Source organism: Arthrobacter sp. NPDC058127 (assembly GCF_042884555.1).
GTDB lineage: Bacteria > Actinomycetota > Actinomycetes > Actinomycetales > Micrococcaceae > Arthrobacter.
In genome coordinates this window covers 276,240-299,313 of the sequence record NZ_JBHVTT010000003.1, presented here as the reverse complement: position 1 = coordinate 299,313, position 23,074 = coordinate 276,240, and the positions used below count along the sequence as shown (strand labels likewise).

Genomic DNA, 23,074 nt, shown 5'->3' with positions numbered 1-23,074 from the left:
CCAACACCGACACCTCAAGCAACAACGCAGGAAGCAACATCGGCACAACCGCGGCAGGCACAACCGCGGCAGGCGCCCGCCCGGTTGCGCCTGCTTCCCCCGCGCGAGGTCCACTACGCAGCGCCGGAGTTGTCAGCCGACCAGGCTGCCGTCGTCGGGCTCCCGCACGGATCCGGGCCGGTCCTGATACCGGGGGCGCCGGGCACCGGAAAATCCACTGTGCTGGTGGAAACCGCCGTCCGCCGGGTTCAGCGTGACGGCGTGGATCCGGAACGGATCCTGATTCTCGCACCCGGCCGGCATGCGGCGTCGGCGTTGCGGGACACCTTTACCGGGCGGCTGGACCGCAGCTTGAGTACGACGCCGGCGCGCACCTGGGCATCATACGCTTTCGACCTGATCCGGCGAGCCAAGGCCGAGGGCGTGCTGCCGCTGCAGCGGCCGCCCAAATTGCTCTCGGGGCCGGAACAGGACCTCATCATCAAGGAACTGCTGGAGGGGCACGCCCGGCCGGGCTTCGAACTTCCCTGGCCGCAGGACTTGTCGGCCGCGTTGCCAACTCGGGGTTTCCGCCAGGAGATCCGGCAACTCTTCGACCGGATCATCGAATCCGGCCGCACTGCGGACGACCTCACGTCGCTTGCCTATGAATGCGGCAGACCGGACTGGATCGCTGCCGCAGACCTCTATTCGGAGTACCGGGATGTCCTGGACCTGCGCATGCCGGAAGCCTTTGACCCGGCAGGAATCATCACCGCGGCGCGCCAGATCTTCCAGGACTCGCCCGGATTCCTGGCGGCAGAGCGCGAGCGGCTGCAGTTGATCCTGGTGGACGACGTCCAAGAGGCAAATCCCGCCGTGTTTGAACTGCTCGCGGACATTGCAGAAGGAAAGGACGTTTTGGTGGCGTCCTCCCCGGACACCGTGGTCCAAGGGTTCCGCGGTGCCCGTCCTGACCTTGTCGCCGAACTGCCGCGGCTTCTCGGAGGCCTTGCAGGCACGGTGCGGGAGCTTCCGCTATGGCACACCCACCGGCATCGCCCTGTCGTTGCGGAGGCGTGGACCGGCGTGGCTGCGCGTATTTCGCAGCGTGCGGGAGGCCAATTGGCGCGGCGCCTGGACCCGTTGCCTGCATCGGCGGAGGAAACGCGTTCCGGAGGCAGGCAGGGCGCGGGCCGGGTGGAAGCACATGTCCTTCCCTCCACAGTCCACGAATTGCGCTACGTGGCACAACGCATCCTCGAAGCACAGCTGCGCGAGAACCATGAGTTCGGCGACATTGCTGTGATCGTGCGCAACGGTGGTCAACTAGCGCAATTGCAGCGTTATCTGAGCGGCCAAGGCATCCCCGTCCGTGTCCCGGTCGCGGATTCCGCTGTCCGCGACGAAGTGGCTGTTCGTCCCCTGCTTGAGGTGTACGGCGTCGTCCTGGATGCCGCCAAGCTGACGCCTGAGTCTGCCGTCTCGCTTCTCACGTCGAGGATCGGCGGCGCTACCGCCATCGAGTTGCGCCGCCTACGGCAATCCTTGCGCCGGGAGGAGCTGTTGGGCGGCGGTGGACGGTCCAGCGATGCGTTGTTGGTTGAAGCGTTGCTGGAGCCGGGGGCGCTGGGGTCTTTGGGTATCGAGGGTAGCTCGGCACGGCGTTTGGCCCGCATGATCGCGGCGGGACGTTCGGCGGCCGCCGAACCCGGAGCCAACGCGGAGACGGTGTTGTGGGCGTTGTGGCAAGCCACCGGTCTGTCTTCGCGCTGGACGGAAATGGCGCTCGACGGCGGCGCGGCCGGCGCCCGCGCGGACCGGGACCTTGACGCCATGATGGCCCTGTTCCACACCGCCGAGCGCTACGTCGACCAGCTCCCTGGCTCAGGTCCCGAACAGTTCCTGGAATATCTGCTCAGCCAGGAACTCCCCATGGACACCCTTGCCGCCAGGGCGCAGTTGGAGGAAGCGGTGGAGCTCATGACGCCGGCCAGCGCGGCCTGGCGGGAGTGGGCCGTGGTTATCGTCGCGGGCCTGCAGGAGGGCGTCTGGCCCAATACCAGGCTCCGGGGTGAACTCCTCGGCAGTACTTTATTTGCCGATGCCGTGGAGCATGGAGTTGAACACGCCTTGCAGCGAGGGCCCCTCAGCAGGCTGAGGGATATCCGCTACGACGAACTGCGCAGCTTCTCCACAGCCGTTTCGCGTGCCCGGGAAGTCCTCATATGCACAGCGGTTTCTTCCGAAGACGAGCAGCAATCGGCCTTTCTCGACTACGTGGTGCCTTTGGAACCAGGGCAATACAGGCGCGAGTACACGCCGGTTGGCCGGCCCATGACCCTGCGCGCCTTGGTGGCCGAGTTGAGGCAGCGCGTTCAGCCGGACGACGCCGCGCTTGCCCGCCCGGGCGTGGCCGAGGACGCCGCCGAAGCCGCGCGCGTGCTGGCACACCTCGCCACCGCGGAGCCTGCAGTGCCGGGGGCGCATCCGGATTCCTGGTGGGGATTGGCACCGCTCAGCAGCGAGGAACCGGTGGTCCCGGCGCAAGGCACGGTGTTCGTTTCTCCTTCGAAGGTGGAAACTGTGCACAAATCGCCGTTGGATTGGTTTGTCCAGGCGGCAGGTGGCGAAGCCGCTACCGACTTTGCCCGTAGCCTGGGCACCTTGGTCCATGCGATTGCCCAGGAGTTGCCCGATGCCTCCGGGGCCGAGTATGTCGCGGAGCTTGTGCGTCGCTGGCCGACCCTGGGCATGAAGGACAACTGGGAGGGCAGGCTTGACTTCCAGCGAGCAGAGCAGATGGTCCGGAAACTCGCCCAATACGTCCTTGTCATGCGGAGCGAGGGCCGAAGCCTGGCCGGGGTCGAAGCGGACTTCGAGGTTCCCCTTCCGGAAGTCCGCCTGGGCCACGTTGCCGAGGATTCCGATGCTGTCCGGAACGCCGTGCTTCGGGGACAAGTGGATCGTTTGGAAATAGACACTGAGGGCAGGCTGGTGATTGTTGACCTCAAGACGGGCAAACGCCAGCCAGGCAAAGCCGAGCTCGCCAGGCACCCCCAGCTGGGTGCCTATCAGGCGGCCGTGCTGCACGGGGCATTCCAGGATCTGCCTGTTCCGGGGCTTGTCCCGGGCGGCGCCGTCCTGGCGCAGCTGGGGACCAAGACGAAGACACCGGCGGTCCAAGTGCAAGAGCCCCTGGACCCGGGAGACAACTGGGCGCAGGACCTTGTCAGCGAGGCCGCCGTGCTCATGGCCGGAGCAAGCTTCGAAGCACGTCACGATCCCTCAAAGGGCAGCCATGGAGGCCACGGCTGCCGTCTGCCCGATATTTGCCCATTGTGCGCCAGGGGAAAGCAGGTCACCGAATGACCGTCCAGACACTCGCCGGAATCGAAGCCGGAGAGGCCGCCGAGGTTGCCTCCGTACTGCCGGAACCTCGATTCTCGCCCGGCGCATTGGCCGATATCCTCGGCGAACGGAACCGTCCCACGGAGGAGCAATCCGCCATCATTGCCTCGCCCCTGACTCCCCGGCTGGTCATCGCCGGCGCCGGATCCGGGAAAACCGCAACTATGGCGGACCGGGTGGTGTGGCTCGTCGCGAACGGATGGGTTCGCCCCGAAGAGGTCCTTGGCGTCACCTTCACCCGTAAAGCGGCAGGGGAGCTGGCCAGCCGCATCCGGGCCAAATTGGCCACCTTGCAGCGCATCGCGTCCTCGGACAACGGGCAGTTCGGCTTCCCGGAGGGGGTTGCCGGCTCCGACGAGCTTGAACCCAAAGTGTCCACCTACCACTCCTACGCCAGCGGGATCGTGTCCGATTACGGTCTGCGCCTGGGTATCGAGCGCGATGTGGTGCTGCTCGGCGGCGCCCAGGCCTGGCAGCTTGCGAGTGAAGTGGTCGAAGCTTACGACGGCGACTATGAGCACTTCACCGCTGCCAAGTCAACGTTGGTCAACGCCGTGATGCAATTGGCCGGCGAGTGCGCCGAACACTTGCGCGAACCCGCCGAGGTTCAGCGCTGGTTGATGGAGCGCGTGTCCGAATTCGCGCAGTTGCCCTATATGTCCGCGGCGAAAAAGAACCCAACCCAAGCCGCCGGCGATCTCGGCGCCATGTTGCGGACCAGGGCAAGTGTCGCGGATATGGTGGGGCGTTACCAAGACGCCAAGAGGGACCGCGGCGTCCTGGACTTCGGCGACCTCGTTGCGCTCGCTGCGAAGATTGCCCAGGACATACCCTTGGCGGCCGCCACCGAGCGGGCCCGGTACAAGGTTGTGTTGTTGGATGAATTCCAGGACACCTCGCACGCGCAACTAGTCCTGTTCTCCCGCCTGTTCGGAGGAGGGCACGCCGTGACGGCGGTGGGGGATCCCAACCAATCCATCTATGGGTTCAGGGGTGCATCGGCCGGCCAACTGTTCCACTTTGTCCAGGAATTTCCCGTCCGGGTGGAAGACAGCGTCGGAGCGGGATCCCTTGCCACCGCACCTACCTCGTACCTGACCACTGCTTGGCGGAACGGGCGCAACATCCTGGCCACCGCCAATGTCATTTCTGCGCCGCTTAACAAGGCCGGCGCGAGTGAGGGAACCCCGGGCTCGAGGGCCGAAGACAGTGCCGTGGCGGTGCCTCCGCTGCAGCCGAGCCCGGCGGCCGTGGACGGCAACGTTGTTCTCGGACGTTTTGCCACAGATGAAGACGAAGCCGCAGCGATTGCCCGGGACGTCCGCCGCTACCGGCGCACAGTCTTTGAAACCTCTGCGGACGGTACGCCGGTTTCTCCCACCATGGCAGTACTTTGCCGCCGTCGGGCCCAGATGGAGTGCTTGCGGCGTGAATTCGAGGTCCAAGGGATCCCGTACGAAATAGTCGGACTGGGCGGCCTCCTCGATACCCCTGAAGTAGTGGATCTCGTGGCAGCGCTCCGGGTCCTCGCCGATCCCGGCCGTTCCGATGCCCTGATGCGTTTGCTGGCAGGCGCCCGGTGGAGGATCGGAACTGCAGATCTGATGGCATTCCGCGACTGGTCGCAGTTCCTTGCCAGGCGGCGATCCCACGGCGGTGCGGGAGACAGCGGTATGGGGGACGATCCGTCAAGCGCGGATGAAAGCCCGATGGAGACGGTCGTGGAGAGCGACATAACCGATGCAGCCAGCCTTGTTGAAGCGCTGGACTTCCTGCCACGCCCGGGGTGGACCTCCGGCCATGGACGCTCCCTCAGCGTTGCGGCCTTGGACCGTCTCGGCCGCTTGTCTGCAGAGCTTCGGAACCTGCGCGGGTTCATCGGAGACGATCTGACCACGCTAATTGGCGAGGTGGAACGTGCCATGCTGCTGGACATCGAAGTCGCAGCCAAGCCCGGCACGAGTATCCACCAGGCCCGCCGGAACCTGGACGCATTCCATGACGCCGCGGCGGGTTTCCTGCAGACCTCGCAGCGCGTCGATCTATTGGCTTTCCTGGGGTGGCTTGAGGCGGCCGCATCAGAAGAAGGCGGACTGGACATGGCCGACGCCGAGGTGAACCACGAGGCCGTGCAACTGCTGACAGTTCATGCCTCCAAAGGCTTGGAATGGGACGTTGTCTTCGTCCCTGGCCTCAACGCCGGAGCCTTCCCAAGCAACCGGGACTCCCGGTGGAGCAGCGGTACCGCGGCCCTGCCATGGCCCCTCCGTGGCGACCGGGCGGACCTCCCCCAATGGGATCTGGACCAGCCGGACCAAAAGGGCTGGCTGGACGCAGAAAAGGACTTCAAATCGGAAGTCCAGCATCACGGCGAGGCTGAAGAGCGGCGACTCGCCTACGTTGCCTATACCCGTGCAAAGTTCGTCCTGTGGGCATCGAGCGCCGCGTGGAATGGTTCCCGGGCAGGCATTGCGGAGACGTCACCTTTCCTTGCCGAGCTGGCCGGCCTCGCCGGTGGGGCAGGAGACCATTCCGGCGGAGCATCGGCCGCTGCCATTCACCCGCAGTCCCTCAGCGAAGACGCGCTGCCCACTGAGAGCCCCCTGACCGCCGGCACAGAGGTGGCAATCTTCCCCTATGATCCGCTCGAAGGTCCCAGCGACCCTCGTACGGGGGAACGGCTCCGCTTGGTACCGGGGCGGCGGGCCGCCATGGAAGCGGCAGCAACCCGGGTCCGGGACGCTGTTGAGGCACTGCGACCGGATGCGCCGCTGGTCGATGCCACCCTGACCTCCCTCCGCGGGGCGGCAGCCGGCTGGGCCGCCGAAGCGGAGCTGTTGCTGGAACGGCAGTTGCGGCGGAAACCCGTCCAGGACGTCCATTTGCCCGGACACATCTCAGCATCCATGTTCGTCGACCTCGGAGACGATCCGGCTGCGGTCCTGGCCCAGCTCCGGCGTCCGGTGCCCCGGCAGCCCGGGATCTCGGCACGCAAAGGCACCGCGTTCCATTCCTGGGTGGAGGAATACTACGGAACCACAGGCATGCTGGATCTCGACGAAGCGCCCGGTTCTGATTCCCATATCGACGAAGCTTACGGACTCGATGACATGGTGGCGACGTTCACCAATTCAGAATGGGCACACCGGTCCCCGGCTTTCGTCGAAGTTCCCGTGGAAACAAGGATCGGGGACGTCGTGGTGCGCGGACGGATTGACGCAGTTTTCCGCGGCGCGGACGGCACGTGGGAACTGGTGGACTGGAAGACGGGCAAGCGCCCGGCCGGCAGGCAACTCAAGACCCGTGCCGTGCAACTGGCCGTCTACCGGCTGGCATGGGCGCGCCTCAAGGGTGTGCCGTTGGAGCACGTCAGTGCAGCGTTCTACTACGTTGCCGACGACGCTGTCGTGCGGCCCCACGACCTGGGCACAGCCGAAGAACTGGAGAAGATCATCGCTTCCGCGTTAGGCAACCGAAACCACCAGGCAGCCGAAACCACTAGGCAACCGAAACCACTAGGCAACCGAAACCACTAGGCAATCGAAACCACGGTAGCTAAGCCGGGACGGACTAGTGGTCCTTGGCGTCCTGGAGCGGCGCGGGCTCCACCACCTGGAGGGCCGTCGTCGACGTGTCGTCTGATTCGGACGGCGCCTCCGGCGTGGAGCCGGTTCCGTTTGCTGAATCTTCCGCAGGCTCCACGGCGGCTTCGTCTGTGGTGGCGACATCCAACGGTTCAACCGTGACCGAGGGCGTTGCGGCGGCCGTCTCCGGGCGAACCTCGGGAACGTCGTCGGGAGCAGGCTCGGGGATGGCTGTAACACTCACCGTGGGCTTCGCTGAGCCGCCCTCCGGGGCCTTGGCTTCCGAAGCAATGACGACTGCCGGTGCCGCCAGCCCGTCGGCAGCGGCAAGCTCCGCAGCGGCGGCCTCTGCCTCCTCGGCTGCCAATGCGTTTTGCTCTTCGATGTCGTCGGCGAGGGATTTGAGCATCGCCTCGGCTTCTGCCGTCATCTCGCTGTGACCGGCTGTCAAGGCCTTGACGAGATACTGGGCCAAGGCGAATTCGGCAAGAAGTGCCGAGCGTCGCAGCAAGTGGCCGTCAGGCGTGTCCCGCCGGGCTTCCGTGTAGTGGCGGAGGACGGACTCAACAAACTTCTGTTCGTTTGACGCCACGAGCCAGGCGAAGTCATCGGCAGGATCGCCGATCCGCAGATCCGTCCAGCCTGTCAGGGCGGTGACGCTGTCGCCGTCGATCAGCAGATTGTCTTCATGGAGATCGCCGTGGACCACGCACGGATTGAAGCGCCACAGCGCCACGTCCTCCAGGGCGTGCTCCCAGCGGCGGAGCAGGGAGGGCGGAATCTTGCCCGTGGTGGCGGCCTGGTCCAGCTCGTTCAACTTGCGCTGGCGGAATTCGTTTGCCGTGTAGCTGGGAAGATCGGCGTTATTGACGAGGGACTGGGGGAGGTCATGGACCGCTGCCAGAGCCGTGCCGATCTCCTTGGCCAAGGCATCATTGCAGGTGGACAGCTCTTCGATGCTGCGCGTGGCCCCCGCCAAGTGTGCGTATACAAAGGTGCTCAGCGCACCCTGGCGAACCGTTCCGGCCACGGTAGGCATCAGAAAGGGCAGCTCGGCCCGGATGGCCGGGGCGAAAGCCCTGAGAATCATGAACTCGGTTTCCAGCCGGGCACTGGCTTCCGGATGGCGTGGTGAACGGACGCGCCAACGCTTGCCCTCCGAATCCAGCAGAAGTGCCGAATCGAAATCGGCAGCATCATCCGGGGCGGAGGCGGCAGCCATCGGCGTCAGGCCGGGCACCGCCGCGGTAGCTACAGCGGCCAGTTCGAACGGTGTTCTTCTCACGTCTTCCACGGTAGATTGACAAGCGCCTCTGGCAGCGATGCAGCGCGGCGAGTCTCGAGATCCGCAGGAAAACAGCATCCAGGGGCGTGCATCGCTGGAGGATCCAAATGTCAATTGTCGGTGCGAGTCAGTACGGTAGGTACATGAGTTTCACCGAGTTCCAGGCGCCGGCAAACCACCTTATCGATACCGTTCTTCCCGTGCGCCCCGCCATGGTTGACCGTGGATCTGCTGAACGCCTGAAACCGGGCATGCTTGACGAAGTGATCTCATCGGGCAAAGCCAAGGCCCTGGTATTGTCGCAGCGCCAAGCCCTCGTAGTGGGCGACAAGCTGTGGCTGGGCGACGCCGCGCCGCTCTTCGAATCCCTCCAAGCCGCAAGCGGACCGCTCACAGCCATTTATCTCGGCCGGACCCTTGCTGCTTCCTCCGTCCCGGAGCAAACACCAATCGTCCTCTTTGTCCCTGCTGAGCCGGTTTCGCCTGGAGCCGCGGGCCTTCCGGCCGATGGCTCGTGGGCGGGATTCCGGGAGGTAGCCGCCCGCCTTGGTGCACTGGACACAGCCTTGTTTGTCGAGGCCAGTGCCATTTCCAATTGGCATGCCACCCATACCCACTGCCCGCAGTGTGGAACTCCCACGGAAATCGAAGCCGGCGGCTGGGTGCGGCGATGCCCGCGGGACAAATCGGAGCACTATCCGAGGACCGATCCGGCCATCATTGTCACCGTGGTCGGTTCCGACGGCAGGCTGCTCCTGGGTGGAGGCGGGCCGCTTGACGCCAAGAACTACTCCACGCTGGCCGGCTTCGTTGAGCCAGGGGAATCGCTTGAACAGGCCGTGGTTCGCGAAATCGGGGAAGAAGTGGGTGTGCGGGTCACCGCTTGCCAGTACCTTGGTTCGCAGTCGTGGCCATTTCCGGCCTCGCTTATGCTCGGGTTTACGGCAACAACGGACGACGTCGAGGCCCGGCCCGACGGCGTCGAGGTCACCCGGGCGCGCTGGTTCAGCCGCGCGGAACTCCAAGCAGCCGTGCTCAGCGGTGAGATCACGATCTCCACGAGGCTTTCGATCGCGCGTTCCCTGATCGAGCACTGGTACGGCGGCGTCATCGAGGACCTCCAGCAGTGACAGGCGGCATTTTCAACGACACCGTTTCACTCGAGGACCGGATTCTCGGCGGCCTCGATGCCGAGCAGCGCGAAGTCGCCAGCAACCTCAACGGGCCAATGTGCGTTCTCGCCGGAGCGGGTACCGGAAAAACCCGGGCCATCACGCACCGCATTGCCTACGGTGTCCACTCCGGGGTCTACAGCCCACAGCGCCTCCTGGCTGTCACCTTCACCTCCCGGGCCGCCGCCGAGATGCGCAGCCGGCTGCGGGATCTCGGCGTCGGAAACGTCCAAGCACGCACCTTTCACGCCGCTGCGCTCAGGCAACTGCAGTTCTTCTGGCCGCAGGCGATCGGCGGCGTCCTGCCAAACTTGCTGGACCACAAGGCGAACATGATCGCCGAAGCCGCGCGGCGGCTCCGGCTGAGTACCGATCGGGCTTCCATCCGCGACCTCGCGGCGGAGATCGAGTGGGCCAAGGTATCCATGCTCGCGCCGGCCAACTACCTTGAGAACGCGCATGGCCGAGGCACTCCGGGAGGCTTCGACCTCACAGCCGTCGCACGGGTTTTCCAGTCTTACGAGGACGTGAAGACCGACCGCAACGTGATCGACTTCGAGGACGTACTGCTGATCACGGTGGGCATCCTCCAGGAAGACCCGAAAGTGGCTGCCACAGTCCGCGAGCAGTACCGGCACTTCGTGGTGGACGAGTACCAGGACGTTTCTCCGCTTCAACAACGGCTTTTGGAACTGTGGCTTGGCGGTCGTGACGAACTCTGCGTCGTGGGCGACGCAAGCCAGACCATCTATTCCTTCACGGGAGCTTCTCCTAAGCATCTCCTGGGATTCAAGGGCCATTACCCCTCGGCGACGGTCGTCAAACTGGTCCGTGACTACCGTTCTACGCCCCAAGTGGTGAAGCTGGCCAACGATCTCCTCGGGTCCCGCCGCAGCGGTGGAACTGTTGCCGACGCCGCGTGGGCCAAGCCACTGCAGTTGGTGGCCCAGCGCCCGGCCGGACCGGAGCCGCGGTTCATGGAATGCCCCGACGACGAGGCCGAGGCGGCGGTAGTCGCAGGCCGGATCCGGGAATTGATCGACGCCGGTACCAAGGCGAGCGAGATTGCCGTGCTGTTCCGCACCAACGGACAATCGGAAGCCTATGAACAAGCACTCGCTTCCGCAGGTATCGGGTACCAGCTGCGAGGCGGTGAGCGGTTCTTCGCGCGCAAGGAAGTCCGGGACGCCATCCTCCAGTTGCGCGCCGCCACACGTGCGGTAGCCGAAGATTCCACTAAGGAGCCGCTCGGTCAACTGGTCAGGGACATCGTGGCTTCGCTCGGCTACACGGATTCCGCCCCGCATAGCGGCGGCGCCCTCCGCGAACGCTGGGAGTCCCTCGCAGCGCTCGTGGCGCTCGCGGACGAACTCGCCGTCAGCCGCGGGGCGGAATTCACGTTGATGGAATTCGTCAACGAACTCCAGGAACGTTCGGTGGCCCAGCACGCCCCTACGGTCCAAGGTGTGACGCTCGCATCGTTGCACGCCGCGAAGGGCCTGGAATGGGATGCTGTGTTCCTGGTTGGCCTGAGCGAGGGACTTATGCCTATTTCCTTCGCCGACACTCCCGAGAGCGTGGACGAGGAACGCCGCCTGCTCTACGTCGGAATCACGCGGGCACGCGAGCACCTGACCCTGTCCTGGTCCACGGCACGCACGCCCGGTGGCCGTGCCAACCGCAAGCCTTCACGCTTCCTCGACGGACTCCGCCCCGATTCGGTGCTCGGAGCCAGCGCGCGCAGCCGGGCCACGCCACGGCGCAAGGCGGCAGCACCGGCGTCGTGCAGGGTCTGCGGCACCATGCTCGCCACTGGCGCCGAACGCAAAGTGGGTCGCTGTAGCCAGTGCCCGCCCACATACGAAGAACAGACCTTTGAGGCTTTGCGGCAATGGCGCAAGGAAGAGGCCCTGAGCAACGAGGTTCCCGCTTATGTGGTCTTCACGGACGCGACGTTGACGGCCATCGCCGAGGCCCGCCCGGCGTCGCTCGAGGAACTGGCAAAACTCGCTGGTGTCGGTCCTTCCAAGCTGGAAAAGTACGGCGAAGCCGTGCTGGCGGTTCTGGTCGAGAACGGGTCTGCCTAGTGCCCCGGGTCGCGGGACAGCCCGCTTTGCCGCTGACCACCGACGACGGCGCACCCGTCGTCGTGCGTCGCTCGGCCCGCCGCCGTCGTACTGTGGCGGCTTTCTGGGAGGATGGGAACGCAGTTGTTGCAATCCCTGCCCACTTCACGAAAGCTCAAGAGGGTGAATGGGTCCGGCGGATGCTGGACAAGCTCAAGCGTCAGGGTGAGAGGGGCGCCCAAGGCGCCGGCAGGAGGAGACCCGCGAGCGACGCCGCCCTTGCCGGTCGTGCCGCGGAATTGTCTTCGAGGTATCTGGGCGGGCGTGCCACACCGACGTCGGTGCGCTGGGTCAGCAACCAGAAGTCACGGTGGGGCTCGGCAACTCCGGCGGACGGGACCATCCGGCTTTCGGACAAGCTCCAGGCGATGCCGCAGTGGGTGGTCGACTACGTGTTGCTCCACGAACTCGCCCATTTGCTCGTGGCCGGGCACAACGCCGCGTTTTGGCGCTTGCTGGAGGCGTACCCCGAAACGCAGCGTGCCAAGGCCTTCCTGGAGGGCGTCGCCTTTGCGACGTCGCGGGGGCTTGGACCGGATGAAGAAGGCGTCGGCGTCCCGGCCGGGGGCTGGGACGCCGACGCCGATTAGGCGTTTTAGGAGCGGCTAAGCCTTGGGCTCTCCGGGCTCCGTGTCGTCAGTGGAATCGCCGTCTTCAGGCTTCGGAGCCTCCGGTGTGCCCTCGCCCTTCTCCTCATCGTTCGGAGCGTCGTAGCCGCCTTCAAGGAGCTTCTGCAGCGCGTCGTCCACTTCGGTGTCGCTGGCTTCAGCCAGGCGGCGCCGTTCCGTGAAGCCCGCTGGGTCGTCGAGGTCATGCGCCGTGGGGAGCAAATCTGGGTGCTGCCAGATGGCATCGCGGCCGGCTATTCCACGCTCGTCCTTCAGAGCGGCCCACAGTGTGGCGGCTTCGCGCAGGCGCCGCGGGCGCAGTTCGAGTCCCACCAACGAGGAGAACGCGTGTTCAGCGGGTCCTCCCGTGGCGCGGCGCCTCCGCACCGTCTCGCGGAGCGCGACGGCGGATGGCAGCACGTTCTCGGTGGCGGCGGCAGTCAGTTCGTCCACCCAGCCCTCAACCAGCGCGAGCGCGGTTTCGAGTTTCTCCAGGGCGGCCGATTGTTCGGGAGTGCGCTCGGGCGTGAACACCCCTTGGGAGAGGGCTTCTTGAATGCCCTCTGGGTTGCCGGGATCCAGGTCCCGGGCGAGGTCCTCGACGCGGGACATGTCGATGTGGATTCCCCGGGCGTACGCTTCGATGGCGCCGAGGAGATGGCCTCGCAGCCAGGGAACCTGCACGAAGAGCCGGGCATGAGCGGCTTCGCGGACGGCGAGAAACAGCCGGACGTCGTTCTCCGGGACGCTCAGGCCTTCACCGAATTTCGCCACATTGGCCGGTAGCAATGCCATCTCGAGATCAGCGAGCGGAACTCCGATATCGGTAGAGCTGACCACCTCGGCGGACAGGGCACCGATGGCCTGGCCGAGCTGCATGCCGAAGATGGCTCCGCCCATGTTCTGCAACATGGACGAGGTGCCACCCATCATGGCCTTCATTTCCTCCGGCATCTGCTGTGTCAGCGCGTCCGACAGGGCATTGGCGATGCTGTTGGCCACCGGTTCCGTGAGTCGTTTCCACGTAGAGAGGGTGGCTTCCACCCATTCGGCGCGGGACCAGGCGCGGCCGATGAGGCCCGTCGCCTGAAGATCGGTGACCGGATCCAACCAGAGTTCCGCGAGCCGGAGCGCCTCGTCGACTTCTCGGGCCTGCAGGGCATTCACCGACGGATCCGTGCCCGCAGCGGCAACGCGGCGGGCATTCTCGTGTGCGAGCTGCCAATTGACAGGGCCCTCGGAAGTGGAGCTCATCATGGCCTGCACTTGGGCGAACATCTGCTGCAGCATGTTGGGATCGTTCGGGAGCCCCGCGGCCTTGGCTAATTCGGCGGGGTCGATGTTGCCCATGCCTTGCCCGCCCATCAGGTTCTTCAGCATTTCTGCCAAGGGATCCACAGGGGAATCGTCTCCATTGGAGGGGGTATTGGGGTTGGAGGTCATGGTGCCGCCGATCGTCGGTGTGACTGGTGATCACTTTCAAGGTACCGCGATGCCCGGGGGCTGTCTGCCTCAATAACGCGTCGTTCGCTCTAGGCAAAGCAGGTCTGGCGGGCACAGCGACGTAGGGTGGATCGTTGGTATGTTTACTCGCCTCCACCCTGAGGGAGTCGAAACGGTAGCGTCGGGCACACGGTTCCCGGCGCGGAGAGGTCTTTCATTGACTAGTTTGCCGAGCCCCGGAGCTGCCGGGGAACCCGGACAGCCTCTCGGCCCCTCCAACCCCCAGGGCGTCCCGACGTCGCCCGGCCATTCCCCGGCACAGGATGCGGCAGCATCGCAGGAGCCAGGGCAGGAACCGCCCCGCGCGCCCCAAGCGGCACAGCGCCGCGACGGACGGTACATCGCGATGCTCGTCTCCGGCGCCCTGACCATTGTGTTGGGAATCGCCGCGGCTGTTCTCCCTGTTCCTTACGTCGTGGAGTCTCCCGGGCCGACGTTCAACACCTTGGGCACGGACCACAACAAACCGGTCATCAGCATCACCGGGCACGCGACGTATCCTGCCAAAGGAAATCTGGACCTGACCACCGTCTACATCAACGGCGGTCCCAACGGACCCGTCAACATTTTCGAGGCCTTCCAAGCCTGGCTGGACGGTTCCAAGGCTGTGTACCCCGAAGAACTTCTCTACCCCAAGGGCACCACCAAGCAGCAATCCGAACAGGAAAGCGCGCTTGCCATGACCACGTCCCAGGAGAACGCTGTTGCCTCGGCCCTGCAGGAAGAGAACATTCCGTACGGGCAGAAGCTTGAAGTCGCGGGGTTGTCTGACGGCTCCGCCTCTGCAGGCAAACTCCAAACAGGAGATGTCTTCACGTCGATCAACGGCAAGGCGATTACGTCCCTGAACGTCGTCCAAACCGCACTGGCCGACGGCGCGGGCGCGCCCGCCGTCGTCGTCGTCGACCGGAATGGCAAGCCCGTGACGGTGAGCATCACCCCGGGCAAGGGCTCAAACGGCAAGTACATCCTGGGCGTGCTGCTGCAGTACAAGTTCACGTTCCCGTTTGACGTCAAGATCTCCCTGGACCAGGTGGGCGGACCGAGCGCCGGCATGATGTTCGCGCTGGGCATCATCGACAGCATCACCCCCGGCGACCTCACGGGGGGCAAGCATGTGGCCGGTACCGGGACCATTTCGCCGGACGGCACCGTGGGACCTATTGGCGGGATCGCCCAGAAAATGCGCGGAGCCCGCAACGGCGGCGCCACGCTTTTCCTCGCGCCTGCCGCCAATTGCGACGAGGTAGTAGGACACATTCCGGACGGGCTGCAGGTAGTCAAAGTGGACACTCTGGCGGACGCAAAATCAGCCGTGGAGCGACTCGCCTCGGGCCAGGATATGTCCCGCCTCCCGACATGCTCCAACAACTAGACTGATGATGGAACTTAGCTCCACTGCCACTCGTGGCACTAGTGACGGCCTCCGCCATTAGCACCCGGCACCGGGGCCGACGAACACACGCACTGATGACCGTTAACTGACGACCAGCGATGAGGTATCGAGTTTGTCCCGTCCAGCCAGCACCAGCCCGCCCGGAAGACCGCAGCGGAGACGGGGTGCCCTCACTCCAACTTTGATCATCGTCGCCGTCGCGGTGGTGGGATTCATTTTCTTCGCCAATGTGTGGACAGACGTCCTCTGGTATCAGCAGCTGGGCTTCTTCGAAGTTTATTTCAAGGAAAACCTTGCCCGGATACTAATTTTCCTCGCGGGCTTCGTCCTGATGTCCGTGCCGATCTTCTACGCAATCCGCGTTGCTTACCATGCGCGGCCTGTCTATGCCCCGGATGCCGAGGTCAGGGACAACCTGAACCGGTACCAGGCCCAGCTGGAACCCGTGCGACGCGTGGTCATGATCGGCATCCCCGTGCTGTTCGGCCTGTTCGCCGGCAGCGCGGCCGCGAGCCAGTGGCAAGCGGTGCTTTTGTTCTTCAACCAGGTACCGTTCGGCCAGACCGATCCCCAGTTTGGCCTGGACATCAGTTTCTACCTCATGACGTTGCCGTTCCTTGGCTTTGTCACGGGTTTCCTCATGAGCGTTGTGGTGATTGCCGGAATCGCGGGAATCCTCACCCACTACCTCTACGGCAGTATCCGGCTCATGGAGCGGGGGATCTTCACCAGCCGTGCCGCCCAAATCCACCTGGCCGTGACCGGGGCTGTTTTCCTGCTGCTGCTTGGAGCCAACTTCTGGCTTGACGTCTACAGCACCGTCCAAAACAACGGCGGACACTGGGCAGGCGCCCTCTACACCGACGTCAATGCGGTGATCCCGACGAAGACCATCCTGGCCGTTGCCGCGGGTCTGGTAGCCATCCTCTTCATTGTGGCCGCCGTGATTGGCCGTTGGCGCTTGCCCGTCATCGGCACGGCCATGCTGATCATCACGTCCATCCTCGCTGGCGGTGTCTACCCATGGGTCATCCAGCAGTTCCAAGTCCGCCCCTCGGAGCAGACGCTGGAAAACAAGTACATTGACCGCAACATTGCCATGACCCGGTCCGCCTACGGTTTGGACAAGATCAAGGTTTCTCCGTACAACGCCACCACGGACGCCAAGACCGGGGCGCTTGCCAAGGACGCCCAGACGGCCGCCAATATCCGGCTGTTGGACCCGAACCTGGTTTCCTCGGCGTTCTCCCAGCTGGAGCAGTACCGTCCGTACTACCAGTTCCCCAAGTCTCTCAACGTCGACCGTTACACCGTGGACGGCAAGACCCAGGACACCGTGATCGCTGTCCGCGAATTGAACCAGGACGGGCTGAACGCCAGCCAGCAGACCTGGGTCAACCGGCACATCGTCTACACCCACGGTTACGGCGTCGTCGCCGCCAAGGGCAATACCTTCACGGTTGATGGCAAACCGGACTTCCTGCTGTCCGGAATTCCATCCATGGGTACGCTTGGCAGCGATGCGAGCTACCAGCCCCGCATCTACTTCGGTGAAGATTCGCCGGACTACTCAGTGGTCGGTGCCCCGGATGGCGCTCCGCACCGTGAACAGGACCGTCCGGCCGGCAAGGACACCTCCACCGAAACGCAATACACCTTTACCGGCAACGGTGGCCCCAGCGTGGGCAACTGGTTCAACCGACTCCTGTACTCCATCAAGTTCCAGTCCTCGGACCTGCTGCTCTCTGACGGCGTCAACGAGAAGTCGCAGATACTATACGACCGCACTCCGCGTGAGCGCGTGGAAAAGGTTGCTCCCTACCTGACGGTGGACGGCAGCGCTTACCCCGCAGTGGTCGACGGCCGGGTGAAGTGGATCGTGGACGGCTACACTACCAGCCAGTACTTCCCCTACTCCCAGCAGCAGCAACTGGGAAACGCTACGGCCGATTCGCAGACCACCTCCGGGCGCACTGCGGCCCTGCCGAACAGCACGGTCAACTACATCAGGAACTCGGTCAAGGCCACTGTTGACGCCTATGACGGCTCGGTCACGCTGTACGCCTGGGATGACCAGGACCCCATCCTGAAGTCGTGGGAGAAGATCTTCCCGACCACCGTCAAGCCGTACTCGGAGATGTCGGGACAGCTGATGAGCCACGTACGCTACCCGGAGGACTTGTTCAAGGTCCAGCGTGAGTTGCTTGGGCGTTACCACGTGACCAATGCGGACAGCTTCTACCAGAACAACGACGCGTGGAGCGTTCCGAACGACCCCACGGTCACGGATCCCGTGCGGCAGCCTCCGTTCTACATGTCCCTGCAGATGCCTGACCAGACCAAGCCGGCCTTCCAGCTGACATCGTCGTTCATCCCGCAGGTGGTCAACGGCGCCGCCCGGAACATCCTGTACGGCTTCCTCGCGGCCGATTCCGACGCCGGTAGCCAGAAGGGGGTGAAGGCCGACACCTATGGCCAGTTGCGATTACTCCAATTGCCAACGGATACCCAGGTACCGGGCCCCGGCCAGGCCCAGAACAAGTTCAACTCCGATCCTGAAGTGTCGCGGGAACTCAACCTGCTCAGGCAGGGAGCATCTGATGTGCTCAATGGCAACCTCTTGACGTTGCCGGTGGGCGGAGGCCTGCTCTATGTCCAACCGGTCTATCTGAAGTCCACTGGTGAGACGTCATATCCGACGCTTCAGCGCGTGCTCGTGGCCTTTGGCGACAAGGTCGGCTTTGCCCCCACGCTCGACGGTGCGTTGAAGATCCTCTTCGGCGGTGACTCAGGAGCATCGGCAGGGGACTCGGCCAATAACGGCCAGACTCCCACTCCGCCGGGGACAACGACGCCACCGGCTGCAGCGGATGCGCAGGCCCAGCTGAAGGCTGCACTGGATCAGGCCAACAAGGCCATCCAGGATGGCCAGGCTGCACTGGCCAAGGGCGACTTCGCCGGATACGGTGCCCAGCAGAGCATCCTGTCCGCGGCGATACAGAAAGCGCTCGACGCCGAGTCCCGGCTTGGTGTCACTCCGGCTCCGTCGGCAAGTGCCAGCCCTTCGGCGAGCCCGTCGCCGTCGTCGTCCTCGTCGCCTTCGCCGAGCAAGTAGGCAATTCTCCAGCAGGCTGATTTCGGCTTGGCTGGGGTTTCGAAAGACCGGGCCAGCCCTCAGACGAGGGCTGGCCCGGTTTTCTCTTGATCTGGCTTCTGATCTGGCGGCCCGTGAGAGGTGGCCGCTGGACAGGGGAGACGGAGGTCACGTCGTTTGGATTTGGCCTGACATTCACCTGCAGGTAAAGTAGTTCTTGCGACGCGGGGTGGAGCAGTTCGGTAGCTCGCTGGGCTCATAACCCAGAGGTCACAGGTTCAAATCCTGTCCCCGCAACTGGAGAAAAGATCCGGCACAGTGGAAACACTGTGCCGGATCTTTTTGTTTTCCACCAATTTGTGGAGGGGGGATGGGTAGATCGTGTCCCCCGTGTGGGCGTGCAGACTCCGTCCTGACCTTCTTTGCGCCGCCTCGACGCCGATATGACGCGACTCGCCGTGTCGCAAGCGCTTTCCCAAAGCAAAGAAGGTCAGGATGGCGCCAAGCCCCCGAGAATAGCCCCCTCAAGGGCTGTCACTGCGCCCGAAGGTCCTCCAGATCCCATCGTGCTGCAGCGCACATCTGAATGGTCAGGGGCGCCCTCGAATGTGCGGTAGAGTTGATTCTGCGACGCGGGGTGGAGCAGTTCGGTAGCTCGCTGGGCTCATAACCCAGAGGTCACAGGTTCAAATCCTGTCCCCGCAACCAAATAAACGAAAGAGTCCGCCCGTCTGGGCGGACTCTTTCGTTTAACTCCTGTTTTGCAGCCCTCTCGATCCCGGGGTCATAGGACAAAACGTGTGTAAATCCCTGATGCGTCATGTCCGTCCCGGGATCGTCTTCGCTGGGATGTCAGATTCTGCTCAATCATTCGAATCGACAAATTCCGGGCCCGCGGAATCACGGGGCGGGCAACCTCAGCGAAGCGAATGATCTAGCAGAATCCAGCGGTGTGCGCAGATCCTGTCGATCTGGATCTGGTCTTGGACACGGATTTAGACGGCTTATGCGGGCCGATCCGGGTGAAACGTTTTTTCACACGTAGAAGGGCCGAGGTCCACACTGAGATTGCCCAAAAACACACTGATTTTTGGCAAATCTGTACGGATTTTGACCACTTCGACCGCTGAGAGGCGAAATATCGCGCTAGTTTCTTGGGCGGGGGAACAAAGCTTCATCACGGGATTTCCCCGCAGCCAGTTCAAGAAGCTAGGAGGAAATCGATGCAAAAACTCTCAACGCTATTGCTCACGGCTCCCGCACTAATCCCACAACAAACCGCGGACGCGATGGCCCGTCGTAAGAACGACGTCGGATTTCTGATCGTGATCCCGATTGTAGCCGTCATCGTCATGGGCTTCGTTGCCGCTTGGTTCTGGTATTGCCAGCAGCGTGGCGCTTGGCCGGCAGTGGATATGCCGAGTTGGGAATCCGGGGGAACGGGGAAGCTCTACTGCCGGGTCTAGATCGACGCAACGGTGAATGAACCATTGAAATCTGTGCATTTCACCTGCAGGGTCGAGGAGCTCGGAAAGGACTATGGAACGGTACAAGCGGTGCGGGACATCTCGTTCGAGCTTGTACCCGGAGAAGTATTCGGACTCCTCGGCCCGAACGGGTCCGGAAAGACAACCACCCTTCACATCCTGACTGGTTTGCTTGATGCGAGCCGGGGCAGTGTTGAAGTCAACGGCATTCCTATTGGCCACAAGGAGTCCCGGCAATGGATCGGGTTCGCGCCCGATGACTTGCCGTTGCCTTTGTCGTTGACGGGCACTGAATACCTGGATCTCCATCACCGGCTCCGGAAGCGTGACGACGGGGACGTTGCCGCCCGGTTGGCCGACGTGCTTGGTCTGACGACGGCCCTGGAACGATCCATCATTGGCTACTCCCATGGCATGAAGCGGAAGTTGCAGCTGATCGCCGCCGTCATGCATTCTCCGGAACTCCTCGTCCTCGACGAACCGTTTCGCGGGCTCGATCCGGAAGCTGCGGCTGTGCTTCGGGATTTGCTGGCGATGTTCGCCGGGGCTGGCGGTTCGGCGCTGATAGCCACACATGACATGCTTCGGGCCGAGCGCGATTGTGATCGGGTGATGATCCTCCATAACGGTCAACAGGCCGCATTGGGCAGCCCCTCCGGACTTCGCGAAGCCTACGGAGGGCTCGCATCGCTTGAGGCCGTGTTCCTTCAAGCAACGAATCTTGACGAGTTCCAGGCGGAGCGTCGGGAACAACTACAGGCGGCGCTCCGCGTTGGCCGGCTCGAGGAGGGACCTCAATGAACACGACGTCGAAAATAGTTGGTGCTGTCCTGGGTGGTATGGCCGGGGGACTGGCGCTTTCGTTCATTCTATTCGTGGCCACGAGCGTGATCGCCATTTCGACGGGCTCCCCGGCGACCCTGCCGGGCCTTTTTACCGCCACGGCCGGAACCGAAAACGGGGCATTGGCCTTGGAATTCCAGCCCAACTTCGCCGGAATCCTTGTGGTCATAGCGTTGTCGGTGCTTGTCAGCGTGTTGATGGCGGTGCGAAGCAGCAATGCGTCCCCGGGACCCTCAGGACGCAACTAGTGGGCGCCGCAGCGACGGTCGCCCGCACTACGCTCACAGCTTGGACGAGAGAGACGGCGGGACAGCTCCGGCTCTCTGTAACTACAATCAGGGCTTTCACGTTGACGGCAGTTGCCACCGCCATGGCCTTCGGGACGATCCTGGCTTTGCTGGTCGGGAGCGCAGAAGGAACACAACAGATCACGCTCACACCCGGATTGCTATCCTTTATGTTGGCCGGCCCGTTCCTGACAATCGTGTTTCTGACCGCTTTGTTCTCGATACTAGGCCCGTCCAGGAACTCCCTTGGGACTCTGCTGGAGATGCTCCCGGTTTCCCGGAGGGCGGTTTTCGCGGGGCTGCAGATGCCGGTGCTGGCTTTGTCTTTCATTTTGGCCTTCGGCCTCTGCATTCCTTCACTCGCCGCCCTTTGGCGCACCAGCGTTGACGGTTGGGCTGCTGCGGTTGCGTCAATTCTGTTTGTGGCCTTCCTTGCCTCTGCCGAGTTGCTGGTCCTGGCCATGTTCCAAACCCTGGGCTACGTGTACCGGCGTTGGCTTAAGTTACCGCGCTACTACGCCCTGACGTTCGCCGGGGTTTCTTGCTTCATCATCAGCACACTGCTCGTCTGGACAGATGTCCTGCCGCTGCCGGAGAGCATGGCCGATACTGTCGAGGGTCCACGGAACTTCGCCATGCACCGTCTGTGGGGGCGTGCACTGGCGCCGTTGTGGACTGGCGCCCCTGCTCCGTGGCAGGACCTCGTGATGGGTGTTATCTGGCTGGCGGTTCCTTTGGGCCTGATGTTTCTTGTGGCTCGCGTGGACATCGACAACCACGCGGACGTAACGCTCCGGCTCTTCGCCAACGCCCCACTTCCCCGGAACAGGCTGCTTGCTGCCGCGTACATCGACGGGATACAACTCTTGCGCAGCCACCAGTTCACCGTGTTGGTATTTCTGTTGGCGATAGGGCTTGGCGGCATCGTTGCCTTGTCCACCCACCCTGAGTTCGAGTTCCTCGCAGCGGCCGTAGCGCCCAGCTTGGCTGTAGCACCTTGTATGGTTGGCATGCAATCCTACGGGCTGACAAGCAGGACCCACTGGGTCCAGCGTCACCTCATTGGACGCGCCACTTCCTGGGTTGCACCCAAACTCATCGCCTGCTCAATGATCTCGTTGGTGATTGGTGCTGTTTTCGTCGGATCGTTGGTCGCTGCGGGTCTCCTCACCGCGGATCATTGGGCCCGACTTATTCCTGATGCTGTCCTGGCTTGGGCTGCAGGCATGATCGGTGGAGTGCTCGTGCCATTCAGCCGCGAGCAGCCTTTGGCCAGCGGTGCCACTGGCTTCACGGTCTTCCTGATCTATGGCGCTTCGTCTTCGGCGTCGCGCTGGACGGGAACGCAGCTCGGGAAGTTTTTTGGCGATGCTTCGTACCTCGGGGAGATTCTCTCCAGCGCAGTCTTGACTGTCCTCCTTGCATCGGCACTTGGTCTCCTTGTACTCCGGGTGTCCAAAGATGGATGACGAAGCGGCCGGAGGAACCGAGCTTTATCCGGTTGAGGGTGTTGTCCAGCAAGACGGGAAATGGGCCTACACTCCGCTGGGGATATCCATCTTGGCTCCGCGGCCGATTATCAGACCAGGCGACAGCCCCGAAGACTTCGTGCGTGCTCGCGAGGCCCTCGACAGCGGGCTGGCTTCAGCCCGGCACGTCGGGCACCGAAGTTTCCTCAACAAACTGCTGTGCGCTGCTCCCTTGCCCGCCACTGCATCGGCAGCTCTGCTACCGGGTGGGGTACGCGCCCAAGCCCAATCCTTGACGATGATGCTCAGAAAGCTGGGCTGGCCCCTGGCGCTCGTCACTGGAGCTTGGTGGGGGACGGAACCCACTGGCCTGCTTATCCTTGGCCTTCTCAGCGCGATGGTCTTCCTCGTCCTGGTGTCGTTGATTCTGCACGAACTGGGACACGTGGCCACCTTCAGGATCTTTGCGCCATCTGCGCCGGCTTTGTTCAGTGTCCGTGCAGGGAGGTTGCGACTGGTTCGTTGCTGCCTGCCAAAACATCAGGACCTTGCCGTCACTATTGCCGGCCCCGCTGCACCGCTTATTCTCCCAGTGGTGCTATGGCTCTTCTATGCATCGTTGCCCGTCCTATTCTGGACTTCAGCAGTAGTCGCAGGTTCGCATCTTGCTTTGCTGCTTCGCGATGACGGCGATGGGCGTATGCTCCGCGTGGCTCTGAGGCAAGGCCCGGCGTGACGCACCGCGAACCGAACGCTTGAAGCGTTGACAGTCCAGCTCCTGGAGGATGACACTTGGGCCGAATGGCCCCTTCATCCTGACGGAACGGGCC

Annotated in this window: 14 protein-coding genes and 2 tRNA genes; 14 read left to right on the top strand and 2 right to left on the bottom strand. The window is 63.5% G+C overall.

Going from position 1 to position 23,074, the window contains the following annotated elements; translation table 11 throughout:
* The first annotated feature begins 84 nt into the window (after positions 1-84).
* Positions 85-3,351 (top strand): ATP-dependent helicase, encoded by a 3,267-nt coding sequence (locus tag ACFVTG_RS07500; RefSeq protein ID WP_390279356.1) that lies wholly within the window; start codon positions 85-87, stop codon positions 3,349-3,351.
* The gene (locus ACFVTG_RS07495; RefSeq protein ID WP_390279278.1) at positions 3,348-6,926 is read left to right on the top strand and encodes an ATP-dependent helicase; all 3,579 of its coding nucleotides are present in this window, start codon (positions 3,348-3,350) and stop codon (positions 6,924-6,926) included. Before ACFVTG_RS07500 ends, ACFVTG_RS07495 begins: the two co-directional genes overlap by 4 nt.
* 34 nt (positions 6,927-6,960) lie before the next feature.
* Here ACFVTG_RS07495 and ACFVTG_RS07490 read toward each other — a convergent pair whose 3' ends face one another.
* Positions 6,961-8,259, bottom strand: a complete 1,299-nt coding sequence (locus tag ACFVTG_RS07490) for a macrolide 2'-phosphotransferase (protein WP_284751580.1) — start codon at positions 8,257-8,259, stop codon at positions 6,961-6,963.
* Between the two features lie 143 nt (positions 8,260-8,402).
* Between ACFVTG_RS07490 and nudC the strand changes: the two genes are divergently transcribed.
* Genes nudC through ACFVTG_RS07475 form a run of 3 tightly spaced genes read left to right on the top strand, consistent with a single transcriptional unit; the run spans position 8,403 to position 12,147 of the window.
* Positions 8,403-9,389: an NAD(+) diphosphatase gene (gene nudC, locus ACFVTG_RS07485; protein WP_284751579.1), complete on the top strand. Its 987-nt coding sequence runs from the start codon at positions 8,403-8,405 to the stop codon at positions 9,387-9,389.
* Complete coding sequence (locus ACFVTG_RS07480; protein WP_390279276.1) at positions 9,386-11,518, top strand: ATP-dependent DNA helicase UvrD2; 2,133 nt, start codon at positions 9,386-9,388, stop codon at positions 11,516-11,518. Before nudC ends, ACFVTG_RS07480 begins: the two co-directional genes overlap by 4 nt.
* Positions 11,518-12,147 (top strand): M48 family metallopeptidase, encoded by a 630-nt coding sequence (locus ACFVTG_RS07475; RefSeq protein WP_390279274.1) that lies wholly within the window; start codon positions 11,518-11,520, stop codon positions 12,145-12,147. Before ACFVTG_RS07480 ends, ACFVTG_RS07475 begins: the two co-directional genes overlap by 1 nt.
* A 15-nt stretch (positions 12,148-12,162) precedes the next feature.
* Here ACFVTG_RS07475 and ACFVTG_RS07470 read toward each other — a convergent pair whose 3' ends face one another.
* A complete protein-coding gene (locus tag ACFVTG_RS07470) occupies positions 12,163-13,608 on the bottom strand; it encodes a zinc-dependent metalloprotease (protein ID WP_390279272.1) in 1,446 nt (481 codons plus the stop codon).
* Between the two features lie 217 nt (positions 13,609-13,825).
* Here ACFVTG_RS07470 and ACFVTG_RS07465 point away from each other — a divergent pair, with 217 nt between their 5' ends.
* The 9 genes from ACFVTG_RS07465 to ACFVTG_RS07425 all read left to right on the top strand — a co-directional run bounded on the left by ACFVTG_RS07465 (position 13,826) and on the right by ACFVTG_RS07425 (position 22,980).
* Positions 13,826-15,043, top strand: coding sequence for a PDZ domain-containing protein (locus ACFVTG_RS07465; RefSeq protein WP_390279270.1), 1,218 nt, complete (start codon positions 13,826-13,828; stop codon positions 15,041-15,043).
* Positions 15,044-15,176: 133 nt separating this feature from the next.
* Positions 15,177-18,179, top strand: coding sequence for a UPF0182 family protein (locus tag ACFVTG_RS07460; protein WP_284751575.1), 3,003 nt, complete (start codon positions 15,177-15,179; stop codon positions 18,177-18,179).
* A gap of 202 nt (positions 18,180-18,381) precedes the next feature.
* Positions 18,382-18,455: transfer RNA gene (locus tag ACFVTG_RS07455), tRNA-Met, on the top strand.
* A gap of 334 nt (positions 18,456-18,789) precedes the next feature.
* A tRNA-Met gene (locus tag ACFVTG_RS07450) sits at positions 18,790-18,866 on the top strand.
* A 515-nt stretch (positions 18,867-19,381) separates the two neighbouring features.
* Positions 19,382-19,624, top strand: coding sequence for a hypothetical protein (locus tag ACFVTG_RS07445; RefSeq protein WP_390279268.1), 243 nt, complete (start codon positions 19,382-19,384; stop codon positions 19,622-19,624).
* A 33-nt stretch (positions 19,625-19,657) separates the two neighbouring features.
* On the top strand, positions 19,658-20,446 hold the full coding sequence (locus ACFVTG_RS07440; RefSeq protein WP_390279354.1) for an ABC transporter ATP-binding protein: 789 nt from the start codon (positions 19,658-19,660) through the stop codon (positions 20,444-20,446).
* The gene (locus ACFVTG_RS07435; RefSeq protein ID WP_390279266.1) at positions 20,443-20,736 is read left to right on the top strand and encodes a hypothetical protein; all 294 of its coding nucleotides are present in this window, start codon (positions 20,443-20,445) and stop codon (positions 20,734-20,736) included. Before ACFVTG_RS07440 ends, ACFVTG_RS07435 begins: the two co-directional genes overlap by 4 nt.
* A 101-nt stretch (positions 20,737-20,837) precedes the next feature.
* Positions 20,838-22,244, top strand: coding sequence for a hypothetical protein (locus tag ACFVTG_RS07430; RefSeq protein ID WP_390279264.1), 1,407 nt, complete (start codon positions 20,838-20,840; stop codon positions 22,242-22,244).
* Complete coding sequence (locus tag ACFVTG_RS07425) at positions 22,237-22,980, top strand: hypothetical protein (RefSeq protein WP_390279262.1); 744 nt, start codon at positions 22,237-22,239, stop codon at positions 22,978-22,980. Before ACFVTG_RS07430 ends, ACFVTG_RS07425 begins: the two co-directional genes overlap by 8 nt.
* Positions 22,981-23,074: the final 94 nt, after the last annotated feature.

Bases quoted from the DNA above. Each gene is read 5' to 3' on its own strand.
- ACFVTG_RS07495 (WP_390279278.1), top strand. From the start codon at position 3,348: ATGACCGTCCAGACACTCGCCGGAATCGAAGCCGGAGAGGCCGCCGAG.
- nudC (WP_284751579.1), top strand. From the start codon at position 8,403: ATGAGTTTCACCGAGTTCCAGGCGCCGGCAAACCACCTTATCGATACC.
- ACFVTG_RS07470 (WP_390279272.1), bottom strand. From the start codon at position 13,608: ATGACCTCCAACCCCAATACCCCCTCCAATGGAGACGATTCCCCTGTG.
- ACFVTG_RS07445 (WP_390279268.1), top strand. From the start codon at position 19,382: ATGCAAAAACTCTCAACGCTATTGCTCACGGCTCCCGCACTAATCCCA.
- ACFVTG_RS07435 (WP_390279266.1), top strand. From the start codon at position 20,443: ATGAACACGACGTCGAAAATAGTTGGTGCTGTCCTGGGTGGTATGGCC.
- ACFVTG_RS07425 (WP_390279262.1), top strand. From the start codon at position 22,237: ATGGATGACGAAGCGGCCGGAGGAACCGAGCTTTATCCGGTTGAGGGT.